Below are 26,045 nucleotides of genomic sequence, written 5' to 3'. Positions count from 1 at the left end.
GGATGAATACCCACCCGGCAATCAGACTAGGGTTTTTTCGCCACGGGCACATCTATCCCCTTCAACACCTCAACAAACCCTGACGGCTCATCTTTGTTGAACAGTAGCCATACACGATGGCGCGCACGCGTAAGTGCGACATACAACAAACGACGCTCCTCTGCATCCGGATAGTCTTCAGGTGTGGGCAATAATGCCTGCTCCATCACCGACTCACGCGCTGGCGCTGGGAAACCGTCACTTCCGTCTTTTAGTCCCACTACAATGACATAATCTGCCTGCTGCCCTTTACTGGCGTGGATCGTCATGAAATCGATCTGGAGCGTAGGCCAGCGGGTTGCTGCTTTTTCAAGCGAAGCAGGTTTGAGATGGTGGTATCGCGCCAGTACCAGAATACGTTCGTCCGGTTTAGCGTAGCCACTCAGTTTGTCGAGAAGCGGTTCAAGCTGGTCATCAGCCAGCAACATGACGGCTTTCTTATCTCCCACTGTCAGGCTGTTGAGTGGTTTAACCAGTTGATGCGGGTTTTGCTGAATAAAGCGGTTGGCTATTTCGCCAATCCGCGAATTGAAACGATAAGTTGTATCTAAATCGCTGCGGTCACCTTCACCAAAGTAGTGGTGAAACGCAGTGGTCAATGAAAGTTGCGCCCCGCTGAAGCGGTAAATTGCCTGCCAGTCATCACCGACGGCAAACAACGAGGTATGTTTGTTTTGCGCGCGCAAGGCCGATAACAGTGCCGCACGCTGCGGGGAGATATCCTGAAACTCATCCACAAGGATATGCTTCCAGGGGCTCACAAAGCGGCCTTTTTCCAGAATAATAATGGCCTGGTGGATAAGTCCGGAAAAATCGACCGCGTTTTCATCCTTCAACGCCGTTTTCCAGGCTTTCAGCAGCGGAGCCATCAGTTTGACGCGTTTTGAAAACAGTGCACGGATCGTTTCCGGCGCACTCTCAATCATCTCTGCCTGAGTGCCGCCATGCATACGCATCAGGCTTACCCAACGGTCAAAACGCGAACCTAAGCGGCGTGCCAGTTTTTCATCCTGCCAGAAGCTGCCTTCAGGGATCTCCCAGTTCAACTCTTCTTCCAGCCACTGCCGCCACCCTTTTGCCTGCGCTTTTTTCTCACTGCACTGTTGCTGCCAGGCGCTGATAAAAAGTGCCTGACGGGCCCGAGTATCATTTTCCAGCTTACTAATAGAGGGGACTTTTTTGCTGCCCTGCTGGATTATTGATAACGCCAGTGCATGGAACGTCCTGGCGGTGATATCACGAGTATGTAGCCGCGTCTGGATACGTTCATCCATCTCCTGTGCTGCCTTGCGGCCAAATGCCAGCAGCAGAATTTGGTCGGCAGTAGCTTCACCTGTCGTCAGCAACCATCCCGCGCGGGCAACCAGCACCGACGTTTTACCACTCCCTGCCCCCGCCAGCACGAGTAGCGATTGCTCACCGTTGACCACCGCACGAGCCTGCGCAGGATTCAAAGGTGACGATTCAATATGGCTGAAGAAATCGGCGTACTGCGTAAGCATGGTCTCGGTCCATGCCTGATTATGGGCAAGCCGGCTTTGGTCAACATCATTCAACCACGCCTGGCATTGACGCCAGGCGTCCCGGCAATTATCAAACTCATCCAGACGTGAAACGGGAATGGGAAGTGCGGCAAGCGCCCGGCTTATTTTTTGCTGCAAACCCGCGGTTTGCTGGCGGGTAAGCCATTTCTGCTGCTCACTGCTTTGCGCGATCTCATCCAGAACCTGGTGCAAAACCTGTGCCGCGACGAGGCTCATATCGCCACTCCACTGCTGCCAGAGCGTATTCAGATGATGATGAAAACGCAGCGTTTCAGCCCACTCCGTCCCGTGAAGTCGTACCACTTTTCCCGCCGGAAGTACGAACTCCAGTTCGCCCCATACCAGCCCTCGCTTGCAGTGGATCGCCAGAAGTTGATTAAACGGAATGAGATATTCGTGACGTTCACCAGAGACTTTAACCCCTGCATTAAGCAGCACAACCTTGTCGTACGGGTGCTGCGCCAGGCGTTTGCCCAAAGAAGTTGCTTTCAGTTCCATGTCCAGCCGAATCCACGAAGAGATAATTTACCTGACAGTTTAACTGCCAGTTTTAAGGTGCTCCAGCCTAAAAAAACGTTACAATCACTTAGCGTTAATCATATCGAAAGGAACTGAGGATTTATGCGTACCGTTCTGAATGTTTTGAATTTTGTCCTTGGCGGTTTTGCCACCACACTTTCCTGGCTTTTTGCCACTCTGGTAAGCATTGTGCTCATTTTTACCCTGCCACTGACACGCTCCTGCTGGGAAATAACCAAACTGTCCTTTATCCCATATGGTAATGAAGCCATTCATGTTGATGAACTGAACCCGGACGGAAAAAATTCGCTGATGAATACAGGCGGAACCGTACTGAATATCCTGTGGCTGATTTTCTTTGGCTGGTGGCTGTGTCTGATGCACATCTTTGCTGGCATTGCACAATGCATCACGATCATTGGCATTCCGGTGGGTCTCGCTAATTTCAAAATTGCCGCTATCGCGCTGTGGCCAGTCGGGCGTCGGGTTGTCCCGGTAGAAGTCGCGCAGGCTGCACGTGAAGCAAATGCCCGTCGTCGTTTTCAGTAATAAGGACTGGCCCTGCTGATGCTAAGCCCATTATTTCGCCGCTATACATGGAACAGCACCTGGCTTTATAACGCCAGGATTTTTATCGCACTGTGCGGTACTGTCGCCCTGCCCTGGTGGTTGAATGACGTCAAACTGACCATCCCACTCACCCTTGGCGTTGTTGCCGGGGCGCTGGCCGATCTGGACGATCGCCTGACCGGACGTCTGCGAAATCTGGTTATTACATTACTCTGTTTTTTCATCGCCTCTTCATCGGTCGAACTGCTGTTCCCGTGGCCATGGCTGTTCGCGTTGGGACTGACACTCTCCACCAGCGGTTTTATTCTGCTGGGCGGGCTGGGCCAGCGTTATGCCACCATCGCGTTTGGTGCACTACTGATTGCTATCTATACCATGCTGGGCGTGTCACTCTATGACCAGTGGTATCAACAGCCTCTGCTGCTGTTGCTGGGTGCAATCTGGTACAACCTGCTCACGCTAACCGGGCATCTTATTTTTCCGGTTCGGGCATTGCAGGATAACCTCGCCCGCAGCTACGAACTGTTGGCCCAATACCTGGAGCTCAAATCCCGGTTATTTGACCCGGATATAGAAGAAGAGAGCCAGGCCCCGCTTTACGATCTCGCCCTGGCAAACGGGCAGCTTGTCGCGATGTTAAATCAGACGAAAGCCTCCCTGCTCACGCGCCTGCGCGGCGATCGTGGACAGCGAGGGACGCGCCGCACATTACATTACTACTTTGCTGCACAGGATATTCATGAACGTGCAAGTTCATCACACGTTCAGTACGCCGCCCTGCGTGAGAAGTTTCGCTATAGCGATGTTATGTTCCGCTTCCAGCGCTTACTCTCAATGCAATCTCAGGCTTGTCAGCAACTGGCAAGGTCCATTTTGTTGCGCACGCCCTATCAGCACGACTCGCGCTTCGAGCGAGCCTTCAGCCATCTTGACGCAGCACTCGACCGCGTTCAGGCCAGCGGAACATCTCCGGAGCAAATAAAAGCCCTGGGTTTCCTGCTCAATAATTTGCGTGCGATTGATGCCCAACTGGCGACCATTGAGTCCGAACAAGCAATGGCAATGCCAGGAAACGACGCAGAAAACCAGTTGGCTGATGATAGCGTGCACAGCTTTAGCGATATGTGGTTGCGTTTGAGCCGCAACTTTACGCCAGAATCCGCGTTATTCCGCCATGCGGTCAGGATGTCACTCGTGCTCTGTGTAGGCTACGCCTTTATCCAGATCACCGGATTGCACCATGGTTACTGGATACTGCTAACCAGTCTGTTTGTCTGCCAGCCAAACTATAACGCCACGCGCCACCGACTGGCGCTGAGAATCATCGGGACACTGGTGGGGGTTGCCGTCGGATTACCCTTGCTGTATTTCGTTCCCTCACTCGAAGGGCAACTCATCCTTATTGTGATTACTGGCGTACTCTTCTTCGCATTCCGTAATGTGCAGTATGCACATGCGACCATGTTCATCACACTGCTGGTATTACTGTGCTTCAACCTGCTAGGGGAAGGGTTTGAAGTCGCACTTCCCCGCGTCATCGATACCCTTATTGGCTGTGCTATTGCCTGGGCGGCTGTGAGTTTTATCTGGCCTGACTGGCGCTTTCGCAATTTACCACGCGTGCTGGATCGGGCAATGAATGCCAACTGTCGATACCTTGATGCCATTCTTGAGCAGTACCATCAGGGACGTGATAACCGTCTGGCCTATCGTATCGCCCGGCGCGATGCGCATAACAGTGATGCAGAATTAGCTTCGGTTGTATCCAATATGTCAACGGAGCCACGAGCAACAACTGAGATACGGGAAACCGCATTTCGTCTTTTGTGTCTCAACCACACATTCACAAGCTATATCTCTACACTGGGTGCGCACCGTGAGAAGCTGACCAACCCCGGCATCCTTACCCTGCTGGATGATGCGGTATGTTACGTTGACGATGCCCTGCACCACCGCCCATCAGATGAGCCACGAGTTCAACAGTCTCTGGACGAACTTGCTCAACGTATTGCTCACCTGGATCCTGGCTCCGACAACAAAGCGCCACTGGTCCTCCAGCAAGTCGGCCTGCTTATTGCTTTGCTGCCGGAAATTTGCCGACTGCAGCAGCAAATTGCTACCTGGCGGAATGATTCTCACGTGGCTCAGTCAGCGCATTAAACCATTCTGTTAGCTCCCGGCGAATGGGCGTCGGGAGCGCCGCTTCATGCAGCCCCTCGATTGCACCTTCCAGCGCAAACAGCACTTTAATACCCAGTTGTTTGTTGTTCTTTCTTATTTTCAGCCAGCTTGTCTTTGCACCAAGCCCTCGTAGCGTTTCTTCATTTGTGATACCCGCTTCATAGAGCAGTACTTCGATCTGAAACGTCAGGTTCGGAAGATCTTTCAGTCGGTTTCGTTGATGTCGCTGATGTCGCTCCTTCCTTGCCGATTCCAGTGCAAAGGAAGAGAGCTGAAGTAACCTTTCCCTGTCCTGCCAGAGCCCCTCATCCACCCGGTAATAATTGAGAAGGACTGGACGCCCCCGTTTCAATAAAGTCAGAAAAGAAGAAGAGTGCTTTACACAGTACCTGGTGCTTTGCTCACAGGCGCGAAGATAGAGCTCACCCTCGGAAACCATGGCAAATACGGCATCGTCAACCGCAAGGGTATAACCGCCAAAAAGTGCACGATGCTGGATATCGCCTAACGAGGAGAGATATTCCTGTGATTTATAAATCCGTTCACAAGATATCTTTTTCATGATATTTCCCTTTAAAATCATCAAGTAACAACGCTTTTTCTTACTACCGGATCCAGTAGCAGAAAAATAGGCAACTTCTTCTTCTTGAGCAAGATGATTTTTCACAACATGCCAACAACAAACAAAATTTGCGAGTTGCTTTCCGAAAATGAGGTTGATCTTTAGGCACACAGGGGTTACTGTATATTCATACAGTAACTACAGGGCTGGAATGATTATGTACACTTCAGGCTATGCAAATCGCTCAACATCTTTCTCTTCTACCGCAGGCAATGTCGCGCAGAAATCCGTCGAGCGCGTTTCAACAGGGCTTATCAGCGAAGTGGTTTACCGTGAAGACCAGCCCCTGTTAACGCAACTCTTATTGCTGCCGTTATTGCAGCAGCTTGGTCAACAATCTCGCTGGCAGCTTTGGCTAACACCCCAGCAAAAATTGAGCCGCGAATGGGTTCAATCAGCAGGACTCCCGCTGACAAAGGTGATGCAGATTAATCAACTCTCGCCGTGCGATACAGTTGAGTCGATGATCCGGGCATTACGTACCGGAAACTACAGTGTGGTAATTGGCTGGTTGCCGGAAGAATTGACGGAAGAAGAACATTATCGGCTGGCTGAAGCTGCAGAAGAAGGTGATGCGATCGGTTTTATCATGAGACCTATTCGCCCTGTTCCTCACGGCAAAGGACACCTGTCTGGGCTAAAAATTCACTCTAATTTGTATCATTGAGTAAAATTGAGATTTTTCTTGGAATTTTTTTCGACCACAAGACGCGCAATTAGTTCAATGCGGTAAAACTGCGGCAAGGCTTGTCTGGTGCGGTTCTCATTAATTTTACTGCACAAAATCCGTTCAAAAAATGTTAAATAATAGGTATACGGAACTTTTTTTTTCATATGCCTGACGGAGTTCACACTTGTAAGTTTCTAGCTACGTTGTAGACTTTACATCGCCAGGGGTGCTCGGCCTAAGCCGAAGATATCGGTAGACTTATATTTGACCACGCCCCCAGGTGAAGGATTTAACCGTGATTTCTCCTTGAGATTTTCATGGCAAATTTTGGATGATAACGAGGCGCAAAAAATGAAAAAGACAGCTATCGCGATTGCAGTGGCACTGGCTGGCTTCGCTACCGTAGCGCAGGCCGCTCCGAAAGATAATACCTGGTATGCAGGTGGTAAACTGGGCTGGTCTCAGTTCCATGACACTGGCTGGTACAACAGCTCCCTGAACAACGACGGCCCAACTCACGAAAGCCAGCTCGGTGCAGGTGCGTTCGGTGGCTATCAGGTTAACCCGTATGTTGGTTTTGAAATGGGTTACGACTGGTTAGGTCGTATGCCATACAAAGGCGACACCGTAAATGGCGCTTTCAAAGCTCAAGGCGTTCAGCTGACCGCTAAACTGGGTTACCCAGTAACTGACGATCTGGACGTGTACACCCGTCTGGGCGGCATGGTATGGCGCGCTGACTCCAGCAACAACATTGCTGGTGACAACCACGACACTGGTGTTTCCCCAGTATTCGCTGGTGGTGTTGAGTGGGCTGTGACCCGTGATATCGCTACTCGTCTGGAATACCAGTGGGTTAACAACATTGGCGACGGCAACACCGTTGGTGTTCGTCCAGACAACGGCATGCTGAGCGTAGGTGTTTCCTACCGTTTCGGCCAGCAGGAAGAAGCAGCGCCAGTAGTTGCTCCGGCTCCGGCTCCAGCTCCAGAAGTACAGACCAAGCACTTCACTCTGAAGTCTGACGTTCTGTTCAACTTCAACAAAGCAACTCTGAAACCAGAAGGTCAGCAGGCGCTTGATCAGCTGTACTCTCAGCTGAGCAACCTGGATCCTAAAGATGGTTCTGTAGTAGTTCTGGGCTTCACTGACCGTATCGGTTCTGACGCTTACAACCAGAATCTGTCTGAAAAACGTGCTCAGTCTGTTGTTGATTACCTGATCTCTAAAGGTATCCCAGCTAACAAGATCTCTCCACGTGGTATGGGTAAATCTAACCCAGTTACCGGTTCTACCTGTGACAACGTGAAAGCTCGCGCTGCACTGATCGATTGCCTGGCTCCAGATCGTCGCGTTGAGATCGAAGTTAAAGGCATCAAAGACGTTGTAACTCAGCCAGCGGCATAAGTTATCGTCTTTAAAAAAAACCCCGCATAGCGGGGTTTTTTATTGTCCAAAGAAAAGTGAAACGCTATTTTTTACCCAGCAGCGCCTGTAAATCGTTCTTCAGTGTCGACATCTGGCTCGCATACTTTTCTTTGTGCTCGGCATCTTCAATCAGTTGCACAATCGTTTCAGATAGTGTTTTTCCACGCCGCTGAGCAAGCCCTGCCAGTCGCTGCCAGACCATAAACTCCAGATCGATAGACTTTTTGCGGGTATGCTGATGCTCAGCATTAAAATGCCGTTTACGGCGAGCGCGGATAGTTTGCTTCATCCGGTTCAGTAACGCCGGATTGATATGCTTCTCTATCCAGCTATTAACCTTCACCGGTTCATTTTCTAAGGTCAGCAAAATATCCACTGCGTCTTTCGCCGCGCTGGCTTCGATATAGCAGGTGATCAGCTCGCCTTCACGATGCTTTTTGACCAGGTACTTCCATTTCCATCCGCTTTCGAGGTTTTCCAGTTGTTGATATTTCATTGCGTTCTCAGTGTTACCACGTAACTCTGTTCAGAATATCAGTTTTTTGGCAATCTGCTGAAAAGAAATCATATCCTGTGAATCGATACGGTGCTTTCGCTGCCGGAAATGCAGAATACCGCATGGGCAGAATCCACCGCTTACGGTATACTCCACGGTTTTACATCTGACTAAAAAACATCAACTTTGACCATTACGAAACTTGCATGGCGTGACCTGGTTCCAGATACCGAGAGCTATCAGGAACTGTTTGCACAGCCAGAACTCACCAAAGAAAACGAATTCATACTCAGCGAGACACAACCACGTTTGCATTATGCGCTGGAGCAGGTGTTAAGCCCATGGGCAACATCTCCTTTCATGCTGCTCAAAGCTCCGGAAGAAGCCGAGTACCTGACACTTCTGGGTGATGCAATGCGTCAGTTGCAGCCAGAAACGGACTCAGTCTATGGTGGTCAATATCGTATCGCTGGGCGTGATGTTACTTTCGAACCCGCTTTGAAGGCTGATGACCGCTTTGCGGCAAAAGGCGAAGTGATCACCGCTAATTGGGTCGAAGCTGAACAACTGTTTGGCTGTCTGCGCCAATTCAACGGCGAATTATCACTGCAGCCTGGTCTCGTACATCGAGCGAACGGTGGTGTGCTAATCATCGCTCTGCGCACGCTTCTTGCCCAACCGCTGCTATGGATGCGCCTGAAAACGATTGTCAGCCAGCAACGTTTTGACTGGGTCGGATATGATGAGTCTCGCCCATTACCCGTTGCTATCCCATCAATGCCGTTGTCACTCACAGTGGTACTGACAGGCGATCGTGAATCGCTGGCCGATTTTCAGGAGATGGAGCCAGAACTAGCCGATCTCGCCGTCTACACCGAATACGAAGACAATCTTCAGATTGCCGACGGTGATGATATGGCCCAGTGGTGTCAATGGGTGATGTCCGTTGCAACACGCTATCAATTACCGACACCGGCGACTGACGCCTGGCCTGGCTTAATTCGTGAGGCAGTCCGCTATACAGGCGATCAGGAAACATTGCCGCTTTGCCCACTGTGGATCAGCAAACAACTTCGCGAAGTGGGAGTCATAAGCGGAGAAGGCTCCTTTACAGGGGAGCAGCTTACCCAAATGCTTGCACAGCGCGAGTGGCGTGAAGGCTATCTCGCTGATCGTATGCAGGATGAAATTCTGCTCGAACAGATTCTGGTAGAAACCGAAGGCGAGCGCATCGGCCAAATCAATGCCCTGTCGGTCATTGAGTTCCCAGGCCATCCTCGTGCGTTTGGTGAACCTTCACGTATCAGTTGCGTCGTGCATGTTGGTGACGGTGAATTTACAGACATCGAACGTAAAGCAGAACTTGGCGGCAATATTCATGCTAAAGGCATGATGATCATGCAGGCGTTCCTGATGTCGGAGCTGCAACTTGAGCAGCAAATCCCCTTCTCTGCTTCACTGACTTTTGAGCAGTCCTACAGTGAAGTCGATGGTGACAGCGCCTCAATGGCTGAGCTGTGCGCGCTCATCAGCGCCCTGGCTGAAGTGCCAATCAACCAGAATATCGCCATCACTGGTTCCGTCGATCAGTTTGGTCGTGCGCAGCCTGTTGGCGGGCTGAATGAAAAAATTGAAGGTTTCTTCTCTATCTGCCAGCAACGTGGTCTTAATGGCAAGCAGGGTGTCATTGTCCCTGCGGCCAACGCTCGCCACTTGAGTCTGAGCCAGGAGCTTCTTAACGCCGTGGAACAGGAGCAATTCGCTATCTGGGCCATTGAAGGCATTGAGGATGCTCTTCCTTTACTGACTAATCTGGTATGGGATGGTGAAGGTCAAACAACATTGATGCAGACGATACAGGAACGTATCGCTCAGGCAACACAGCAGGACGCTCGTCATCGTTATCCATGGCCGTTACGCTGGCTAGGCTGGTTTAATCCGAACTGATCGGACTTGTTCAGCGTACACGTGTTAGCTATCCTGCGTGCTTCACTAAAATAAGGCTTACTGAGAACATGGTAGATAAACGCGAATCCTATACAAAAGAAGACCTTCTTGCCTCTGGTCGCGGTGAACTGTTTGGCGCTAAAGGCCCACAGTTACCGGCTCCGAGCATGCTGATGATGGACCGTGTCGTGAAAATGACCGAAACAGGCGGCAATTTCGATAAGGGCTACGTAGAAGCGGAACTCGATATCAATCCGGACCTGTGGTTCTTCGGTTGCCACTTTATTGGCGATCCGGTAATGCCAGGTTGCCTGGGCCTTGATGCAATGTGGCAGTTGGTTGGCTTCTATCTGGGCTGGCTCGGCGGCGAAGGCAAAGGCCGCGCACTGGGTGTAGGTGAAGTGAAATTCACCGGTCAGGTTCTGCCTTCTGCGAAGAAAGTCACCTACCGTATTCACTTCAAACGCATTGTTAACCGTCGTCTTATTATGGGCCTGGCGGATGGCGAAGTGCTGGTTGATGGCCGCCTGATTTACACCGCAAACGATCTGAAAGTTGGCTTGTTCCAGGATACGTCTGCTTTCTAATTACTTTTCTGTTTTACATCACCAGAAAAGGCGAAACCTCCGCATTGCGGAGGTTTCTGTTTCTAAAGAGACGTCATCAAGCAAGAATTACCCTGTCTCCGATGGCTTCTCGCCAGCCTCCCAACCATTGTGACCTTTGATTTATCGTCTGATAAGGACACATTTCTTTTGAGCGTCCGGCGATGCCCGCCTGATAACCACGTTGATGAGCCCGTTCCAGGCGATCTCGTTTCTGTCTCTTCATGCCTCGTTTCCCTCATTCTTTGGTCTGGTGGAAAGAAAACAGTGGCTGCAAAATGTGCAACCACAGATAACGAATAACCCGAATCACTCTCAGCGTCAATGCGCAAAATTCACGCCAGTGTCATATTTGTGAGCTATACAAAAAACCATTTGTACAAAAAATGTGATGCGGCACAGGTAACAAGCTGAAGTCAAAACGAAAAAAAAAGCGCAATCAGCGTGTTGCTGACCGCGCCTTATGTCGATGAATTTTACTTATGGAAGCGGCGAAATCTCACGAGCGATACTGGCCGATTCTTGCGCCCACCCTTGCGCTAACACTTTCACCATCTCGTCGTATCCATCTTTTTGCTGTTTCAACTCAAGATGGAAAGGACGTTTAATCAACTGCCCCTGATGGTTTAATAGCCACTCACCGCTTATCACCACTTTGCCATCATAGCGACCATGGAATCCTGTCACGGTAACATTCAGGGTGTCCTGATCACTTCCCAGAGGCTGTGAGGCGACAACCCAGCCTGGGAGCTGGCTCCCAAGATTGGCAACCAGCGTATTACGCAACTGCTGGTCAAGCGGGCTGGCCCACAGGTTATTCGTGGCAATAACGTACTGCACATCGCTGGTCTGATAGACCACACCATTACCGGCGAGATAATCAGGCACAGCGACTTGCTCTACCCATAGCAGGCGATTACCCTGGCTGGCCGTGCTTTGCCCCCCTGTCTGCGTCGAGAGGGGCAACTGATAGTAACTCTTATTTTCGACACCAGAACTGCAGGCCGTTAAAAACAGAGCGCCAACAATCAATAGCCACTTTTTCATTCTTTTGCCCTCTTCGGCTCAGGATCCTTTTTGTCTTTCGCTTCAAACACCAGCGCATTGCTCTTCTCATTGAGCGTTTTAAGCACAGGCTGCAGTTCACGTAAAACCTGATCAAGACGTTGCATATCTGCCACCATCTTGTTATAGGCAGCCGAGCCCGGCTGGAAGCCCTGCATACTGCGATTCAGCTCGCGCAATGTTTTCTGCATATCCTGCGGCAATTGCTGCATAGACTGGCTTGCAGTGATCTTGTTGATATTATCCAGCGTGGTCTGCAGACGGCGCATCGTCGCCTGGCTCTCACTCAGCGAGCTTGTTGCGGCTTCAATCATCGGATTCAGTGGCAGATTATTAATCTTATCCAGTGTTTCCATAAGACGCTGCTGGATCTGCGCAAGGCCGCTACTCACTGTTGGGATAATCTTGTAGCCGCCAAATTCGCGGATACCGGTAATTGCAGGTGCTTTCGGATAGAAGTCCATATCCACATACAGTGCCCCCGTTACCAGGTTACCGGTTTTCAGCGACCCGCGCAGGCCACGGTTCATTAATTCAGTGATGTGCGCGCCAATATCCTGATTTTCACCAATCTGGTTGATGAGACGCTCAGGTTCAATACGGATCAGAACAGGGATACGGTAATCATCATCCAGGACCTGACGAAGTCCAGGAACAAAGAACGGAACTTGCCCAACGGTCCCCAGACGAATGCCACGGAACTCAACAGGCGCTCCCGGCTGCAAACCGCGAACCGAGTCTTTAAAGAACATCAGGTAGTCAATGTGATCGGTATAGAGAGCATCCTGAATGCTTTTCTGATCATCAAACAGCCTGAACGGCGTCTTTTCTGCAACAGGCTGACCGAGATCCATACCTTCCGGTACATCAAAACTTACACCACCGCCAAAGAGCGTGGTTAAGGATCCCATTTCTACACGCATACCCGCCGATGTCAGATCCACCGCGATCCCGCTGTCTTTCCAGAAACGGACGTTACTGGTCACCAGCCGGTCGTTAGGTGCATTGATAAACAGTTGATAACTGATGGTTCTTTTTTGCGGGTCAAACGAACTCGTCTCAACAGAGCCAACGCGATAGCCGCGGAACAATACGGGATCACCCGCCGTTAACTGACCGGCTTTTTTGCTGTCGAGGATCACACGGATACCTTTTGCATCCGGCGGAGCAAGTGGCGGTGAATCCAGAAGATTATATTTTCCGGGTGCGTTGCCCTTGTTTCCCGGCTGCAGCTCAATGTAAGCCCCGGAAAGTAACGTCCCCAAACCACTGATACCCTCACGACCAATCTGTGGTTTTACAACCCAGAATACGGAATCACTGTGCAACAGTTTTTCCATTCCAGCATTCAGACGAGCCTTGATTTCAACATGGGTCAAATCATCAGTCAGGGTTGCCGTTTCCACGACCCCCACATCTACGCTACGGCTTTTGATGGTGGTTTTACCCCCTTCAATTCCCTCTGCATTTGTGGTGATAAGCGTGACTTCCGGCCCCTGGTGACTGTAATGATAAAACAGTATCCATGCACCAATCAGTGCAGTTACGATTGGGAAGATCCATACCGGAGACCAGTTTTTGACCTTCTGCACTTTAGCCTCTCCACTCTTATTTTCCATGCTCTTACTCTTCCTCATGGCTTGACTCTGGCTCACGATCCCACGATAAACGAGGGTCGAAGGTCATGGCCGCAAACATGGTCATAATAACGACCAGCGCAAACATCAGCGCCCCCATAGCGGGATAAATACTCATCAGTCCTCCCATACGCACCAGCGCCGACAGGACGGCAATGACAAAAACATCAATCATTGACCAGCGACCGACAAATTCAACAACTTCATAAATCAGGTGCATGCGCTCACTGTCGCGCTTACCGTGTCCCTTCGCATCCCAGCAAAGCCAGGCGATCGCGATCATTTTTAATGTGGGAACCATAATGCTGGCAATGAAAATCACCAGTGCTACGGGATACGACCCTTCCCCCCATAACAATATGACACCCGCCATAATTGTTGATGGCATTTTATCGCCGAGCAAATCGGTGATCATAATGGGCAATATGTTGGCAGGTAGATAAAGCATGATGGATGTCACCAGCAGGGCCATCGTCCACTGGAGACTATTCTTACGCCGTACATGACCTCTTGTGCCGCAGCGCGGGCACACATCCATCCCGGCAGGCAAAACCGCGGTACAGCAGGAACATGAACGTAGCCCCTGGCGGATCCCCGGCACTCCCACTTTTACCGTCTGTGGGAATGTCGGTGCTGGTGCAATGTCATCCCACGCCCAACGTCTGTCTACGCACTGAAAAGCCCGTAACTGTAGTACACAATACAAGCACCAGGGAACAAAACTGCTACCGATTCCTACATCGCCATACGCCATTAGCTTCACAAAACTAACCAGAATCCCCGCCAGAAAAATCTCCGCCATTCCCCAGCTTTTCAGCTGAAACAGGATCCGCGCGAGTTTTATTTTGAGAGCAGCAGGCATCCGCACACGATTAACCAGCAGCAGGATCACCACCAGACAAAAAGCCGGAACAATCTGGACAAACAGGAGAAAAAACGTGCCCAGGCTGGCGTAATTTTCTGAGAACATCACGCCAGGTATTTCGAGTAAATCAACCTGGCTGGTTATCCCTCCCACCTTCATATAAATGAAGGGGAAGAGATTCGAGAGCAACAACATGAACAAGGCAGCAATAGCATAAGCAGTGGGACGCTGCCTTGGCGCGTCCCACTCTGTTGTCAGCGTAGCGCCACAACGTGGGCAGAGAGCTTTATGTCCGTGACCCAGCTCTGGCAGCGCCACGAGCATATCGCATTGCGAGCATAATATATGCCGGTCGGCATGGTGCTGGTCACACATATGTTATCCCTGTTTATACGCCGTTTTTCAGAGACTCAAGGTACTCCCAGCGTTCAAATGCTTCCTCCAGTGCCTGTTCAGCCTGGGTAAGCTCTGCCAATATTTTCTGAGTATAGTCGTGCGACTGCGTAAAGAAGGAGGCATCTGCTACCTGAATTTGCAGAGCTTCGAGTGACGCTTCCAGCTCCTCAAGACGCTGAGGCAGCCCTTCGAGTTCGCGTTGCAGGTTATAGCTCATTTTCACAGTCGGTTTTTTAACAGTTTCTGCTTTTGCGACAACAGGTTCCGTTCCCACTTTGAGTTTTGACTGTTTTTGTATGAGCGACTGAGATTGCTGTCCGCGTGCATCGTGATACCCGCCGACGTACTGACCAATACGCCCTTCACCTTCAAAAATCCAGCACTCGGTTACGGTGTTGTCAACGAACTGACGATCGTGACTCACCAGCATCACCGTACCCTGATAACCATCGATCAGCTCTTCCAGCAGTTCCAGGGTTTCGACATCCAGATCGTTCGTCGGTTCATCAAGAATCAACAGGTTACTTGGTTTCAGGAATAAACGGGCCAGCAAAAGACGGTTACGCTCACCACCGGATAACGCACGGACAGGCGTCATGGCACGTTTAGGATGGAACAGGAAGTCCTGCAAATAGCCCAGTACATGGCGTGGCTTCCCGTTCACCATCACTTCCTGTTTACCCTCGGCAAGGTTGTCCATCACCGTTCTGTCCGGATCCAGCTCAGCACGGTGTTGGTCGAAGTACGCCACTTCCAGTTTCGTGCCGCAATGCACGCGTCCGCTATCAGCCTGTAACTGGCCTAACATCAGTTTGAGTAGCGTAGTTTTACCGCAGCCGTTAGGGCCAATCAGGGCAATTTTATCGCCACGCTGTACCTGGGCAGAAAAGTCTTTGACCAACACTTTTCCGTCCACCTGATAGTTAACGTCTTCCATTTCAAAGACAATTTTTCCGGAGCGGGACGCCTCTTCAACCTGCATCTTCGCGCTGCCCATCACTTCACGGCGCGCACTGCGTTCATTACGCATCGCTTTCAGGGCGCGGACACGGCCTTCATTACGGGTACGACGCGCTTTGATCCCCTGACGGATCCAGACTTCTTCTTGCGCCAGCTTGCGGTCAAACTCAGCATTCTGGAGTTCTTCAACGCGCAGGTTCTCTTCTTTTTCCAGCAGATACGTATCGTAATCACCTGGATAGGTGACCAGCTTGCCGCGATCGAGATCGACAATACGGGTCGCCATGTTGCGAATAAACGAACGGTCATGCGAGATAAAGATAATCGTGCCGTTAAAGGTCTTCAGGAACCCCTCCAGCCAGTCGATAGCTTCAATGTCCAGGTGGTTAGTTGGCTCGTCCAGCAGCAACACTTTCGGACCACTTACCAGCGCGCGGCCCAGTGCCGCTTTACGCAACCAGCCACCAGAGAGAGACGCCAGTTCCATATCAGCTTCCAGGCCCAACTGCTCCAGAACCTCGGTGATGCGGCTTTCCAGTTGCCACAGTCCGTGGTGATCCAGCAGTTCCTGTAAGCGCGCCATCTCATTGAGGTTTTTCTCGCTTGGATCGGTCATCACCAGATGTGAGATGTCGTGATAACTCTTCAGGTATTCCGCCTGTTCAGAGATCCCTTCTGCGACAAAGTCATACACGCTACCCGCAACATTGCGCGGCGGATCCTGCTGCAAGCGGGAAACAATCAGATCCTGCTCGTATACAATACGTCCGTCATCCAGACCTTGCTCACGGTTAAGGATCTTCATCAGCGTGGATTTACCCGCACCGTTACGGCCTACCAGACAGACTCGTTCATTATCTTCGATGTGCAGTTCAGTATCATCGAGAAGGGGCGCATCGCTGAAAGACAGCCAGGCGCCGTGCATGCTAATTAGTGACATTTATTTTTCCTTTCAGACTGCGGTAATCAACCAGCAGTTGTGGATTTGACGATTACGGGCAAAGTCCTGAGACAGCGTTTTTTGGCTAATTTCTTGTGCTTTCAATCCCAGTGCTGCCAGCCCGTCATTATCCATGCGGAAGCCGCGTTTGTTGTTCGAGAACATAATCGTGCCGCCTTTACGCAGCAGACGTTTTAGATCGGTCATCAGACGCAAATGATCGCGCTGGACGTCAAAGGTATCTTCCATTCGCTTGGAGTTAGAGAATGTCGGTGGGTCGATGAAGATCAGATCAAACTGCTCATCTGTCTCACGCAGCCAACCCAGCACATCCGCCTGAAGCAGACGATGTGGGCGACCGGTAAGCCCATTCAGACGCAGGTTGCGCTCTGCCCACTCCAGATACGTGCGGGACATATCCACGGTGGTCGTGCTGCGTGCGCCACCAAGCCCAGCATGCACGCTGGCGCTGCCGGTATAGGAGAACAAGTTAAGGAAATCTTTACCTTTACTCATCTGACCCAACATACGACGTGCGATGCGGTGGTCAAGGAACAGACCTGTATCCAGGTAATCAGTCAGGTTGACCCAAAGGCGAGCGTTGTATTCGCCCACTTCGATAAAATCACCTTTTTCACCCATCTTCTGATACTGATTTTTCCCTTTCTGGCGCTCACGGGTTTTCAGAACCAGCTTGTTTGGCGCAATACCAAGCACACTGATAGTGGCAGCAATAATATCTAACAGACGCTGACGTGCTTTCTGCGCATCAACGGTTTTTGGTGGAGCATACTCCTGCACCACAATCCAGTCCGCATAGCGGTCAACGGCAACGTTATATTCTGGCAGGTCTGCATCATATAAGCGGTAGCATTCGATTCCTTCCTGCTTCGCCCATTTTTCAAATTTTTTCAGGTTCTTACGCAGGCGGTTAGCATAATCTTCCGCCACAGATGATGGCTTACTATCACCCTCTTTTTCCGTCAGATGGTAGTTTTTCTGCACGCAGTCCAGTGGACCATTTTTGGCTTTGAACTGACGCTCAGCACGCAGTTGCAGGCAACTCAGCAGCTCCGGGGAGGCACTAAACAGTGACAAATTCCAGCCACCGAAAGCGTCTTTCATCGTGCGACCCAACAAGCTATGCAGGGCAATCAGCGCAGGTTCACTATCAAGACGTTCACCGTACGGCGGGTTACTGATTACCGTTCCGTAGGGGCCTTTTGGCAGAGGATTGCTGAGCTGCGCCACATCCTTCACCTCAAAGGTGACAAGATCGGCGATACCTGCGCGACGGGCGTTGCTGCGCGCACGCTCAATGACCCGAGAATCACTGTCTGAACCATAGAAATGCGACGTGTAATCCGCCAGCCCTTTACGAGCGCGAACCTGCGCTTCGGCTTTGACTTCTTTCCAGATGGCCTCGTCATGCTGCGCCCATCCACTAAAACCCCAGTGTCCACGATGCAGACCCGGAGCCCGGTCTGTTGCCAGCATTGCTGCTTCAATGAGTAACGTGCCAGAGCCACACATCGGATCGAGCAGAGGTGTACCGGCCTGCCAGCCTGAACGCATCACTATTGCTGCTGCCAGGTTCTCTTTGATCGGCGCGATACCCGCACGATCGCGGTAACCACGCTGGTGGAGACCTTCTCCGCACAGATCCAGGGAGATATTCGCCGTTTCTTTGTTGAGCCACACGTTAATGCGCAGATCGGGATTTTCACGATCGACATTCGGACGCTCCAGGTTTTTACGGGTGAAGCTGTCGACAATCGCATCTTTTACCTTCAGCGCACCGTACTGGCTGTTACGAATTTCGTCATTCAGCCCACTAAAATGCACGGCGAAAGTTGCATCTGGTGCAAAAATCTCTGTCCAGTCAATGGCCTGTACGCCAAGGTACAAGTCAAGATCGCTATAAACCTTACATGCGCCCAGAGGCAGCATGATGCGCGACGCCAGGCGACTCCACATCAGGCTCTGGTAAATAAGCCGCGTGTCGCCCTCAAAGTGGACACCACCCTGAACCACCTGACAGGCTTGCGCCCCCAGGCCTTCAAGTTCAGTTTTTAACAGCTCTTCCAGCCCACGGGCCGTACTGGCAAACAGAGAATTCATATCGTCACTTATTACTCTAAGAAAATTGCTGCGCATTATAGCTAATATGGAGTGTATGTCATAAAGTTGAGGGCTTATTTTCATTCGTTCGAGGGTATGAACAGTGGTGACGTTATCCAGGCTTTTTATTCATCCGGTCAAATCAATGCGCGGCATTGGCCTGACTCATGCGCTTGCTGACGTCAGCGGTTTCGCCTTTGATCGCATTTTCATGGTAACTGAACCAGACGGAACCTTTATTACGGCACGTCAGTTTCCACAAATGGTGCGCTTTACACCATCCCCTTTGTATGATGGTTTACACCTGACTGCCCCCGATGATTCCAGCGTCGTCGTCCGCTTTAGTGATTTTGCGCCTGTCGATGCGCCGACCGAAGTCTGGGGTAACCATTTCACTGCCCGTATCGCGCCTGATGAGATCAATCAGTGGTTGAGTGGCTTTTTCTCCCGTAGCGTCCAGCTACGTTGGGTCGGCCCCGAACTGACCCGGCGAGTGAAGCGCTATGAAGCGGTTCCACTCTCCTTCGCTGATGGATTCCCGTTCCTGCTTACCAGTGAAGCATCTCTGCGTGATGTGCAAAACCGATGCAAAGCGAGCGTTCAAATGGAACAGTTCCGTCCTAACCTGGTCGTTACAGGAGCACAGGCGTGGGAAGAGGACACCTGGAAAGTCATTCGTATCGGTAGCGTGATTTTTGATGTAGTGAAGCCCTGTAGTCGCTGCATCTTTACCACGGTCAGCCCCGAGAAAGGCCAAAAACACCCGTCCGGCGAGCCACTTAAAACACTGCAATCTTTCCGGACAGCGCAGGATAACGGCGATGTTGATTTTGGACAGAATCTGATCCCGCGTAACAGCGGCATGATTCGCGTGGGTGATGAAGTCGAGATCCTCGCAACAGGTCCTGGCAAAGCGTATGGGACCGGAGTGACAGAAGAAACGGTCAAGGTGGAAGTTCACCCAACACGTGCAGTGACGCTTCAGTGGCAAGGGCAAACGCTGCGCGGGAATAATCAGCAGGTGTTGCTTGAGCAACTCGAACAGGCAGGTATTCGCGTTCCGTATTCATGTCGCGCGGGGATCTGCGGGTGTTGCCGTGTGACGCTGGTTGAAGGGGAAGTCACTGCGCTGAAGAAATCAGCCATTGGGGACGATGGTACAATCCTTTGTTGTAGCTGTGTGCCTAAAACGTCATTACAGCTAGCACCTTAAACAGCTTGCTCAAGGCTGAAAGCATCTGCACGTAGCTGTGGTTTGAGCCTGTCATTCATCACTTTAATCGCATCACCCAACTGCATCATGCGTCCGGCAATCGTCACACTGGGTTGCGCCAGCAAACACAAGGCTGCATTTTCACCGGGTTCAACCACCAGCAAACTCACCTCTTCCGCCGTATCGCTGAGACTCACACTGGCAGCATCACCTGTCACCGGCATCCAGCTGATACCGTGCGCCAGAAAATGCCAGCTTTTAGGCATCTGGGGTTTAAGGAAACGGATAGCAACCAGGGCGTTTAGCACCAGTTCAGCACGCTGTTCTTTAGACAGCTCAAGGTCACGGCATTTCTCTTCAAATGAGAAATAAAGCGCAGCATCATCGACGCAAAAGCCTGAAGGGGCGAACGCATCCGGAGTAAGCATACGGCGTGCAAAACGAGAGCGAAACAACATGCCATTGGCTAAATCCAGCATCATGCGATCATGTTCGTCGCAAAAATACCAACGCCAGTTATCGTCAGGTTTAATTCGCATTTGTCTCTCCCGTCCCCGAAACATCCTGTTCTAAAAATGTCCTGATTGTCGCTTCGTTTATAACATCAATAATAAAAGACCATAATGTCTAAATAAGCAACAGTGACGGAATATAAAACAACCAGGGCTGGAAATAAAGCCCTGGTTGTCTGATTACGAGAAAAGATTAGATATGAGTGACGATTTCTTTAATCAACTGCGGGCCTTTAAAAATAAAGCCAGAATAGATCTGAACCAGAGATGCTCCGGCAGCAACCTTCTCACGTGCAGCAATGACAGAATCAATTCCACCCACACCAATAATGGGAAGCTGTCCTTTTAATTCGGCAGACAGAGCACGAATAATTTCTGTACTTTTTAATTGTACCGGACGACCACTCAAACCACCCGTTTCGTCACAGTTTTTCATTCCCTGAACCAGGGAACGATCGAGGGTGGTATTGGTTGCAATAACACCATCGATATTATGCCGAACTAAACTATCTGCCACCTGGATCAATTCTTCGACAGAAAGATCCGGAGCGATCTTAACCGCGACAGGAACATATTTATGGTGGATCGCCTGCAGCTCATTTTGTTTATTTTTAATGGCACTCAGCAGATCGTCCAGTGCTTCACCATATTGCAAAGAGCGCAGCCCCGGCGTATTCGGTGAGGAAATATTCACCGCAATATAACCGGCATAAGCGTAGACTTTTTCCATACAAATCAGATAGTCGTCTTTGCCCTGCTCTACTGGCGTGTCTTTATTCTTGCCAATATTGATGCCTAACACGCCGTCAAAATGTGCTTTTTTAACGTTCTCAACCAGATGATCAACACCAAGGTTATTAAAGCCCATCCGGTTGATCAACCCTTCGGCTTCCACCAAACGGAACAAACGCGGTTTATCATTACCTGGTTGCGGACGCGGTGTCACCGTCCCGATTTCGATGGAGCCGAACCCCATCGCACCCAGTGCATCAATGCACTCGCCATTTTTATCCAGACCCGCCGCCAGACCCAGTGGGTTTTTGAAGGTCAGTCCCATGCATTGCACAGGTTTTTCTGGCACGTTCTGACGCACCAGTGCTTCCAGTGGCGTACCCGTGATACGGCGTAATTGCTGAAATGTAAATTCATGAGCGCGCTCTGGATCGAGCTGGAAAAGGGCTTTACGAACGAAGGGGTAGTACATGAACTCTCCTGGATTCCCGGTGTGCAAACCGGGGGCGTATTATCTGCGATTGTCTCAAGAAAGGGAATTGACCTGCGGCAAAAAAGACGCGTAAAACGCAATCGTTTACTTCGCAGCCCTCTCTTTATGCAGTTTTCTGCATTTTAATTGCAGATAAATCATTTAGTGGAATAACACCGCAATGTCACACTCCTGAAAATTGTTATTAATGTTAGATAAAAGCAAACAATTGGTTATAAGGAGCATACATGCGCGTCATCACTCTGGCTGGAAGTCCACGCTTCCCTTCTCGTTCCAGCGCATTACTGGAATATGCCCGTGAAAAACTTAACGCTCTGGATATTGAAGTGTGCCACTGGAATCTGCACAACTTTGAACCGGAAGATCTGCTCTACGCCCGATTCGATAGCCCGGCGCTCAACACCCTGATTGAACAGCTCAAAGAGGCTGACGGGTTAATCGTGGCGACCCCCATCTATAAGGCTTCTTTTTCTGGCGCATTAAAAACCTTGCTTGATCTGTTACCGGAACGCGCTCTGGACGGCAAAGTGGTTTTGCCGCTGGCAACCGGCGGTACAGTAGCCCATTTACTGGCTGTCGATTACGCCCTGAAACCTGTCCTCAGTGCCTTAAAGGCGCAGGAGATCCTGCACGGCGTCTTTGCTGATGACTCGCAGGTTATTGATTATCAGCATAAACCGCACTTCACGCCGAATCTGCAAACCCGTCTCGACAGCGCACTGGAAACCTTCTGGCAGGCCTTGCACCGCAAAGATGCTCAGGTTCCTACATTGACTCAACCACAGGGGGTTGCACATGTTTAAAACATTGACCCGTATTGGGCTGGCAGGGCTGATGGCGATTTCAGCCCTGGCTCAGGCGGCGGAGAATGCACCAGAAAGCCTGCGAATTGGCTACCAAAAAGGCAGCGTCAGTATGGTTCTGGCAAAAAGCCACCAGCTGCTGGAAAAACGCTATCCGGAGACAAAATTCTCATGGATAGAGTTTCCTGCCGGACCACAAATGCTGGAAGCGCTCAATATCGGCAGTATTGATCTCGGCAGTACTGGCGATATTCCACCTATCTTCGCGCAGGCTGCCGGAGCGGATCTGGTTTACGTTGGCGTTGAACCGGCAAAACCCAAAGCCGAAGTCATCCTTGTTCCTGAAAACAGTGCCATTAAGAACGTGGCTGAGCTAAAAGGTCACAAAGTGGCGTTCCAGAAAGGCTCCAGTTCACACAATCTGCTGCTGAGAGCCTTACAGGAAGCGGGGCTTAAATTCACTGATATTCAGCCTGTTTATCTGACTCCGGCGGATGCGCGAGCTGCGTTCCAGCAAGGAAATGTTGACGCATGGGCTATCTGGGATCCGTACTACTCCGCAGCGTTACTACAGGGTGGCGTAAGAGTATTAAAAGATGGCACAACGCTGAAACAGACCGGTTCGTTCTATCTCGCAGCGCGTCCATATGCGGAAAAAAACGGAGCATTTATTCAGGGCGTTCTCGACACCTTTACTCAGGCAGATGCGTTAACCCAGAGCCAGCGTCAGGAAAGCATTACGTTACTGGCAAAAACAATGGGGTTACCTGAGCCTGTTATCGCCAGCTATCTCGATCACCGTCCACCGACCACGATTACCCCGCTGAATGAACATGTTGCGGCACTTCAGCAACAGACTGCAGATCTCTTTTATCAAAATCGCCTTGTACCAAAGCAGGTAAACATTCGTGACCGTATCTGGCAACCCGCAAGCAAAGAAGGAACGAAATCATGAGTCTGAATCTTTTCTGGTTTTTACCCACCCACGGTGATGGACACTATCTTGGCACAGAAGAAGGTTCCCGCCCGGTTGACCACGGCTATCTGCAACAAATTGCGCAGGCTGCAGACAGGATCGGTTTTACCGGAGTACTGATCCCAACAGGACGCTCCTGCGAAGATGCGTGGCTGGTGGCCGCGTCGATGATCCCGGTCACCCAACGTCTGAAGTTTCTCGTGGCGTTGCGCCCAAGCGTTGTCTCCCCTACCGTGGCTGCGCGCCAGGCGGCAACCCTTGACAGGCTTTCAAACGGACGAGCCCTGTTTAACCTGGTGACAGGCAGCGATCCACAAGAATTAGCGGGCGATGGCGTGTTCCTTGATCACACAGAACGTTATGAAGCCTCTGCTGAATTCACCCGCGTCTGGCGTCGTTTGCTGGAAGGCGAAACCGTCACCTTTGAAGGAAAACATGTTCACGTCCGTGATGCGAAGCTCTATTTCCCTCCGGTACAGCAGCCACGCCCCCCTCTCTATTTTGGTGGGTCATCCGATGTCGCGCAGGATCTGGCCGCAGAACAGGTTGACCTCTATCTGACGTGGGGCGAACCGCCTGAGCAGGTAAAAGAGAAAATTGCCCAGGTGCGCGCCAAAGCTGCGGCACTGGGTCGTAGCGTGCGTTTTGGCATTCGCTTGCATGTCATTGTGCGCGAAACCAATGAAGAAGCCTGGCAGGCTGCTGACCGTCTGATTTCACATCTGGATGATAACACCATCGCGAAAGCCCAGGCGGCGTTTGCCAAAACGGATTCCGTTGGGCAACACCGGATGGCCTCACTGCATAATGGTAAACGCGAAAACCTGGAGATCAGCCCGAATCTGTGGGCGGGTGTCGGCCTGGTTCGTGGTGGCGCAGGGACTGCACTGGTTGGGGATGGTCCAACCGTCGCGGCGCGTATTAATGAATATGCGGCGCTTGGGATCGACAGCTTTATTTTGTCCGGATATCCGCATCTGGAAGAAGCGTACAAAGTGGGTGAACTGTTATTCCCGCATCTGGATGTTGCCATCCCGGAAATTCCACAACCCCGGACATTGCAGCTACAGGGCGAAGCCGTGGCTAACGAGTTTATTCCCCGGAAAGTCGCGCAAAGCTAAGGAGCCACCATGTCTGCCACATCGCAAAAATGGCTGCTGCGTGCTGCCCCCTGGTTTTTACCCGTCGGGATCGTCATCGTCTGGCAACTCGCCTCTTCTGCGGGCTGGCTATCGAGCCGCATTCTGCCCTCTCCGGAAGGGGTCGTTGAAGCATTCTGGTCACTCAGCGTGAGCGGTGAATTATGGCAACATCTCGCGATCAGCTCCTGGCGTGCAGTGATTGGCTTTTCGATTGGCGGAAGTATTGGCCTGACGCTCGGCCTGATTAGTGGCTTATCCCGTTGGGGCGAGCGGTTGCTGGATACCTCAATTCAGATGCTACGCAACGTGCCGCATCTGGCATTAATTCCGTTGGTTATTTTGTGGTTTGGCATCGATGAAAGCGCCAAGATTTTTCTCGTGGCTCTGGGAACGTTGTTTCCGATTTACATTAATACCTGGCATGGGATCCGCAACATCGATCGTGGTCTGGTGGAGATGGCGCGCAGCTACGGGTTATCTGGCTTTTCTCTTTTTATCCATGTGATCCTGCCGGGCGCCCTGCCCTCCATCATGGTTGGCGTCCGGTTTGCTCTCGGTCTGATGTGGCTGACATTAATTGTCGCCGAGACTATTTCAGCTAACGCCGGAATTGGTTATCTGGCCATGAATGCCCGTGAATTTCTGCAAACCGACGTGGTGGTGGTGGCCATCATTCTTTACGCCCTGCTCGGTAAACTGGCAGATGTCAGCGCCCAGTGGCTGGAACGAAGCTGGTTACGATGGAACCCGGCCTACACGACTCAGGAGGTTAAAGCATGAATACCGCCCGACTGAACCAGGGGACACCGCTTCTACTGAGCGGCGTCACTAAACGCTACAGTAAAAACACCATTCTTAATGCGCTGGATCTGCATATCCCCGCCGGGCAATTTGTGGCCGTTGTGGGTCGTAGCGGCGGCGGCAAGAGTACCCTCCTGCGTCTTTTAGCAGGGCTGGAATCTCCCAATGGCGGCGAGATTCTGGCAGGTACAACACCGCTGGCAACTATTCAGGATGATACCCGCATGATGTTTCAGGACGCTCGCCTGCTGCCCTGGAAAACGGTGATTGATAACGTCGGCCTGGGTCTGAAAGGTAACTGGCGGGGCAACGCGCATCAGGCATTGGCAGCTGTGGGTCTGGAAAACCGCGCCGGTGAATGGCCTGCCGCGCTTTCAGGCGGACAGAAACAGCGCGTGGCGCTGGCCAGGGCACTGATTCACCGCCCCGGATTGCTGCTGCTCGATGAACCGCTCGGTGCACTCGACGCCCTGACACGAATAGAGATGCAGGATCTCATCGAGACCCTGTGGCAGGAGCATGGCTTTACGGTACTGTTGGTAACTCATGACGTGAGCGAAGCTGTGGCAATGGCCGATCGCGTGTTACTCATAGAAGAAGGTAAGATTGGTCTTGATCTGACGGTTGATATTCCACGCCCGAGACGTGTCGGCTCTGCAAAACTGGCTGAGCTGGAAGCGGAAGTGCTGGATCGGGTAATGAAGCGTGATGTGAGTGAAAGAGCATTAATTAAAGCTAATGGCTGATGCCCTCATCCCGGCCCTCTCC

General features: G+C 51.3%; 23 protein-coding genes. 12 read left to right on the top strand and 11 right to left on the bottom strand.

Annotated elements, in window-relative coordinates:
* Positions 1–26: 26 nt before the first annotated feature.
* Complete coding sequence (helD, locus tag GF617_RS08345; RefSeq protein WP_203451485.1) at positions 27–2,081, bottom strand: DNA helicase IV; 2,055 nt, start codon at positions 2,079–2,081, stop codon at positions 27–29.
* A gap of 123 nt (positions 2,082–2,204) precedes the next feature.
* Here helD and GF617_RS08340 point away from each other — a divergent pair, with 123 nt between their 5' ends.
* Complete coding sequence (locus GF617_RS08340; protein WP_181622941.1) at positions 2,205–2,651, top strand: YccF domain-containing protein; 447 nt, start codon at positions 2,205–2,207, stop codon at positions 2,649–2,651.
* Positions 2,652–2,669: 18 nt separating this feature from the next.
* Positions 2,670–4,832: a YccS family putative transporter gene (yccS, locus tag GF617_RS08335; RefSeq protein WP_203451484.1), complete on the top strand. Its 2,163-nt coding sequence runs from the start codon at positions 2,670–2,672 to the stop codon at positions 4,830–4,832.
* Here yccS and GF617_RS08330 read toward each other — a convergent pair.
* Positions 4,789–5,415, bottom strand: coding sequence for a TfoX/Sxy family DNA transformation protein (locus tag GF617_RS08330; protein WP_203451511.1), 627 nt, complete (start codon positions 5,413–5,415; stop codon positions 4,789–4,791). The genes yccS and GF617_RS08330 overlap by 44 nt on opposite strands.
* Before the next feature lie 217 nt (positions 5,416–5,632).
* On the opposite strand from GF617_RS08330, the gene sulA reads away from it, so the two are divergent.
* Together sulA and ompA are read left to right on the top strand one after the other, a co-directional pair.
* Complete coding sequence (gene sulA / locus GF617_RS08325; protein ID WP_181622939.1) at positions 5,633–6,142, top strand: SOS-induced cell division inhibitor SulA; 510 nt, start codon at positions 5,633–5,635, stop codon at positions 6,140–6,142.
* A 354-nt stretch (positions 6,143–6,496) separates the two neighbouring features.
* Positions 6,497–7,552 (top strand): porin OmpA, encoded by a 1,056-nt coding sequence (gene ompA / locus GF617_RS08320; protein WP_181622938.1) that lies wholly within the window; start codon positions 6,497–6,499, stop codon positions 7,550–7,552.
* A gap of 64 nt (positions 7,553–7,616) precedes the next feature.
* On the opposite strand, the gene matP is transcribed toward ompA, so the two are convergent.
* Positions 7,617–8,069 carry a macrodomain Ter protein MatP gene (matP, locus tag GF617_RS08315; RefSeq protein ID WP_181622937.1) on the bottom strand — a complete coding sequence of 151 codons (453 nt, stop codon included), beginning with the start codon at positions 8,067–8,069 and terminating at the stop codon, positions 7,617–7,619.
* A gap of 186 nt (positions 8,070–8,255) precedes the next feature.
* Here matP and GF617_RS08310 point away from each other — a divergent pair, with 186 nt between their 5' ends.
* Complete coding sequence (locus GF617_RS08310) at positions 8,256–10,016, top strand: Lon protease family protein (protein ID WP_203451483.1); 1,761 nt, start codon at positions 8,256–8,258, stop codon at positions 10,014–10,016.
* 68 nt (positions 10,017–10,084) lie between these two features.
* Positions 10,085–10,603 (top strand): bifunctional 3-hydroxydecanoyl-ACP dehydratase/trans-2-decenoyl-ACP isomerase, encoded by a 519-nt coding sequence (fabA, locus tag GF617_RS08305; RefSeq protein ID WP_042319996.1) that lies wholly within the window; start codon positions 10,085–10,087, stop codon positions 10,601–10,603.
* Positions 10,604–10,679: 76 nt separating this feature from the next.
* On the opposite strand, the gene rmf is transcribed toward fabA, so the two are convergent.
* From rmf to rlmKL, 6 genes are all read right to left on the bottom strand, one after another.
* Positions 10,680–10,847 carry a ribosome modulation factor gene (gene rmf, locus GF617_RS08300; protein ID WP_181622935.1) on the bottom strand — a complete coding sequence of 56 codons (168 nt, stop codon included), beginning with the start codon at positions 10,845–10,847 and terminating at the stop codon, positions 10,680–10,682.
* 254 nt (positions 10,848–11,101) lie between these two features.
* Positions 11,102–11,668, bottom strand: coding sequence for a membrane integrity-associated transporter subunit PqiC (pqiC, locus tag GF617_RS08295; protein WP_181622934.1), 567 nt, complete (start codon positions 11,666–11,668; stop codon positions 11,102–11,104).
* The gene (gene pqiB / locus GF617_RS08290) at positions 11,665–13,305 is read right to left on the bottom strand and encodes an intermembrane transport protein PqiB (RefSeq protein WP_181622933.1); all 1,641 of its coding nucleotides are present in this window, start codon (positions 13,303–13,305) and stop codon (positions 11,665–11,667) included. The genes pqiC and pqiB overlap by 4 nt, the downstream gene beginning before the upstream one ends.
* 4 nt (positions 13,306–13,309) lie before the next feature.
* Entirely contained in the window at positions 13,310–14,563 is a 1,254-nt protein-coding gene (gene pqiA / locus GF617_RS08285; RefSeq protein ID WP_181622932.1) for a membrane integrity-associated transporter subunit PqiA, read from the bottom strand.
* Between the two features lie 13 nt (positions 14,564–14,576).
* Positions 14,577–16,484, bottom strand: a complete 1,908-nt coding sequence (locus GF617_RS08280; protein ID WP_181622931.1) for an ABC transporter ATP-binding protein — start codon at positions 16,482–16,484, stop codon at positions 14,577–14,579.
* Between the two features lie 12 nt (positions 16,485–16,496).
* Positions 16,497–18,605, bottom strand: a complete 2,109-nt coding sequence (rlmKL, locus tag GF617_RS08275) for a bifunctional 23S rRNA (guanine(2069)-N(7))-methyltransferase RlmK/23S rRNA (guanine(2445)-N(2))-methyltransferase RlmL (protein WP_181622930.1) — start codon at positions 18,603–18,605, stop codon at positions 16,497–16,499.
* Between the two features lie 103 nt (positions 18,606–18,708).
* On the opposite strand from rlmKL, the gene GF617_RS08270 reads away from it, so the two are divergent.
* Complete coding sequence (locus GF617_RS08270) at positions 18,709–19,818, top strand: YcbX family protein (RefSeq protein WP_181622929.1); 1,110 nt, start codon at positions 18,709–18,711, stop codon at positions 19,816–19,818.
* Here the strand turns inward: GF617_RS08270 and zapC are convergent.
* Both zapC and pyrD read right to left on the bottom strand, forming a co-directional pair.
* Entirely contained in the window at positions 19,815–20,357 is a 543-nt protein-coding gene (zapC, locus tag GF617_RS08265; protein WP_203451482.1) for a cell division protein ZapC, read from the bottom strand. The two genes, GF617_RS08270 and zapC, sit on opposite strands and share 4 nt — an antisense overlap.
* Before the next feature lie 166 nt (positions 20,358–20,523).
* Entirely contained in the window at positions 20,524–21,534 is a 1,011-nt protein-coding gene (gene pyrD, locus GF617_RS08260) for a quinone-dependent dihydroorotate dehydrogenase (protein WP_203451481.1), read from the bottom strand.
* Positions 21,535–21,782: 248 nt separating this feature from the next.
* Here pyrD and ssuE point away from each other — a divergent pair, with 248 nt between their 5' ends.
* From ssuE to ssuB, 5 genes are read left to right on the top strand one after another with little or no spacing between them, the layout of a single operon-like run.
* Positions 21,783–22,358, top strand: coding sequence for an NADPH-dependent FMN reductase (gene ssuE, locus GF617_RS08255; RefSeq protein WP_181622926.1), 576 nt, complete (start codon positions 21,783–21,785; stop codon positions 22,356–22,358).
* Entirely contained in the window at positions 22,351–23,313 is a 963-nt protein-coding gene (locus tag GF617_RS08250; protein ID WP_181622925.1) for a sulfonate ABC transporter substrate-binding protein, read from the top strand. The genes ssuE and GF617_RS08250 overlap by 8 nt, the downstream gene beginning before the upstream one ends.
* Positions 23,310–24,455: an FMNH2-dependent alkanesulfonate monooxygenase gene (ssuD, locus tag GF617_RS08245; protein ID WP_203451480.1), complete on the top strand. Its 1,146-nt coding sequence runs from the start codon at positions 23,310–23,312 to the stop codon at positions 24,453–24,455. Before GF617_RS08250 ends, ssuD begins: the two co-directional genes overlap by 4 nt.
* Positions 24,456–24,464: 9 nt before the next feature.
* Positions 24,465–25,256, top strand: coding sequence for an aliphatic sulfonate ABC transporter permease SsuC (gene ssuC, locus GF617_RS08240; RefSeq protein ID WP_203451479.1), 792 nt, complete (start codon positions 24,465–24,467; stop codon positions 25,254–25,256).
* A complete protein-coding gene (gene ssuB, locus GF617_RS08235; protein ID WP_203451478.1) occupies positions 25,253–26,023 on the top strand; it encodes an aliphatic sulfonates ABC transporter ATP-binding protein in 771 nt (256 codons plus the stop codon). Before ssuC ends, ssuB begins: the two co-directional genes overlap by 4 nt.
* Positions 26,024–26,045 lie beyond the last annotated feature (22 nt).

This window comes from Lelliottia sp. RWM.1, assembly GCF_016859735.1.
Taxonomy (GTDB): Bacteria; Pseudomonadota; Gammaproteobacteria; order Enterobacterales; family Enterobacteriaceae; genus Enterobacter.
Note: the sequence above shows the minus strand (reverse complement) of the source record. Positions and strands in the feature narration are given on the sequence as shown.

Bases quoted from the DNA above. Each gene is read 5' to 3' on its own strand.
- helD (WP_203451485.1), bottom strand. From the start codon at position 2,081: ATGGAACTGAAAGCAACTTCTTTGGGCAAACGCCTGGCGCAGCACCCG.
- GF617_RS08340 (WP_181622941.1), top strand. From the start codon at position 2,205: ATGCGTACCGTTCTGAATGTTTTGAATTTTGTCCTTGGCGGTTTTGCC.
- yccS (WP_203451484.1), top strand. From the start codon at position 2,670: ATGCTAAGCCCATTATTTCGCCGCTATACATGGAACAGCACCTGGCTT.
- GF617_RS08330 (WP_203451511.1), bottom strand. From the start codon at position 5,415: ATGAAAAAGATATCTTGTGAACGGATTTATAAATCACAGGAATATCTC.
- sulA (WP_181622939.1), top strand. From the start codon at position 5,633: ATGTACACTTCAGGCTATGCAAATCGCTCAACATCTTTCTCTTCTACC.
- ompA (WP_181622938.1), top strand. From the start codon at position 6,497: ATGAAAAAGACAGCTATCGCGATTGCAGTGGCACTGGCTGGCTTCGCT.
- matP (WP_181622937.1), bottom strand. From the start codon at position 8,069: ATGAAATATCAACAACTGGAAAACCTCGAAAGCGGATGGAAATGGAAG.
- fabA (WP_042319996.1), top strand. From the start codon at position 10,085: ATGGTAGATAAACGCGAATCCTATACAAAAGAAGACCTTCTTGCCTCT.
- rmf (WP_181622935.1), bottom strand. From the start codon at position 10,847: ATGAAGAGACAGAAACGAGATCGCCTGGAACGGGCTCATCAACGTGGT.
- pqiC (WP_181622934.1), bottom strand. From the start codon at position 11,668: ATGAAAAAGTGGCTATTGATTGTTGGCGCTCTGTTTTTAACGGCCTGC.
- pqiB (WP_181622933.1), bottom strand. From the start codon at position 13,305: ATGGAAAATAAGAGTGGAGAGGCTAAAGTGCAGAAGGTCAAAAACTGG.
- pqiA (WP_181622932.1), bottom strand. From the start codon at position 14,563: ATGTGTGACCAGCACCATGCCGACCGGCATATATTATGCTCGCAATGC.
- GF617_RS08280 (WP_181622931.1), bottom strand. From the start codon at position 16,484: ATGTCACTAATTAGCATGCACGGCGCCTGGCTGTCTTTCAGCGATGCG.
- rlmKL (WP_181622930.1), bottom strand. From the start codon at position 18,605: ATGAATTCTCTGTTTGCCAGTACGGCCCGTGGGCTGGAAGAGCTGTTA.
- zapC (WP_203451482.1), bottom strand. From the start codon at position 20,357: ATGCGAATTAAACCTGACGATAACTGGCGTTGGTATTTTTGCGACGAA.
- pyrD (WP_203451481.1), bottom strand. From the start codon at position 21,534: ATGTACTACCCCTTCGTTCGTAAAGCCCTTTTCCAGCTCGATCCAGAG.
- ssuE (WP_181622926.1), top strand. From the start codon at position 21,783: ATGCGCGTCATCACTCTGGCTGGAAGTCCACGCTTCCCTTCTCGTTCC.
- GF617_RS08250 (WP_181622925.1), top strand. From the start codon at position 22,351: ATGTTTAAAACATTGACCCGTATTGGGCTGGCAGGGCTGATGGCGATT.
- ssuD (WP_203451480.1), top strand. From the start codon at position 23,310: ATGAGTCTGAATCTTTTCTGGTTTTTACCCACCCACGGTGATGGACAC.
- ssuC (WP_203451479.1), top strand. From the start codon at position 24,465: ATGTCTGCCACATCGCAAAAATGGCTGCTGCGTGCTGCCCCCTGGTTT.
- ssuB (WP_203451478.1), top strand. From the start codon at position 25,253: ATGAATACCGCCCGACTGAACCAGGGGACACCGCTTCTACTGAGCGGC.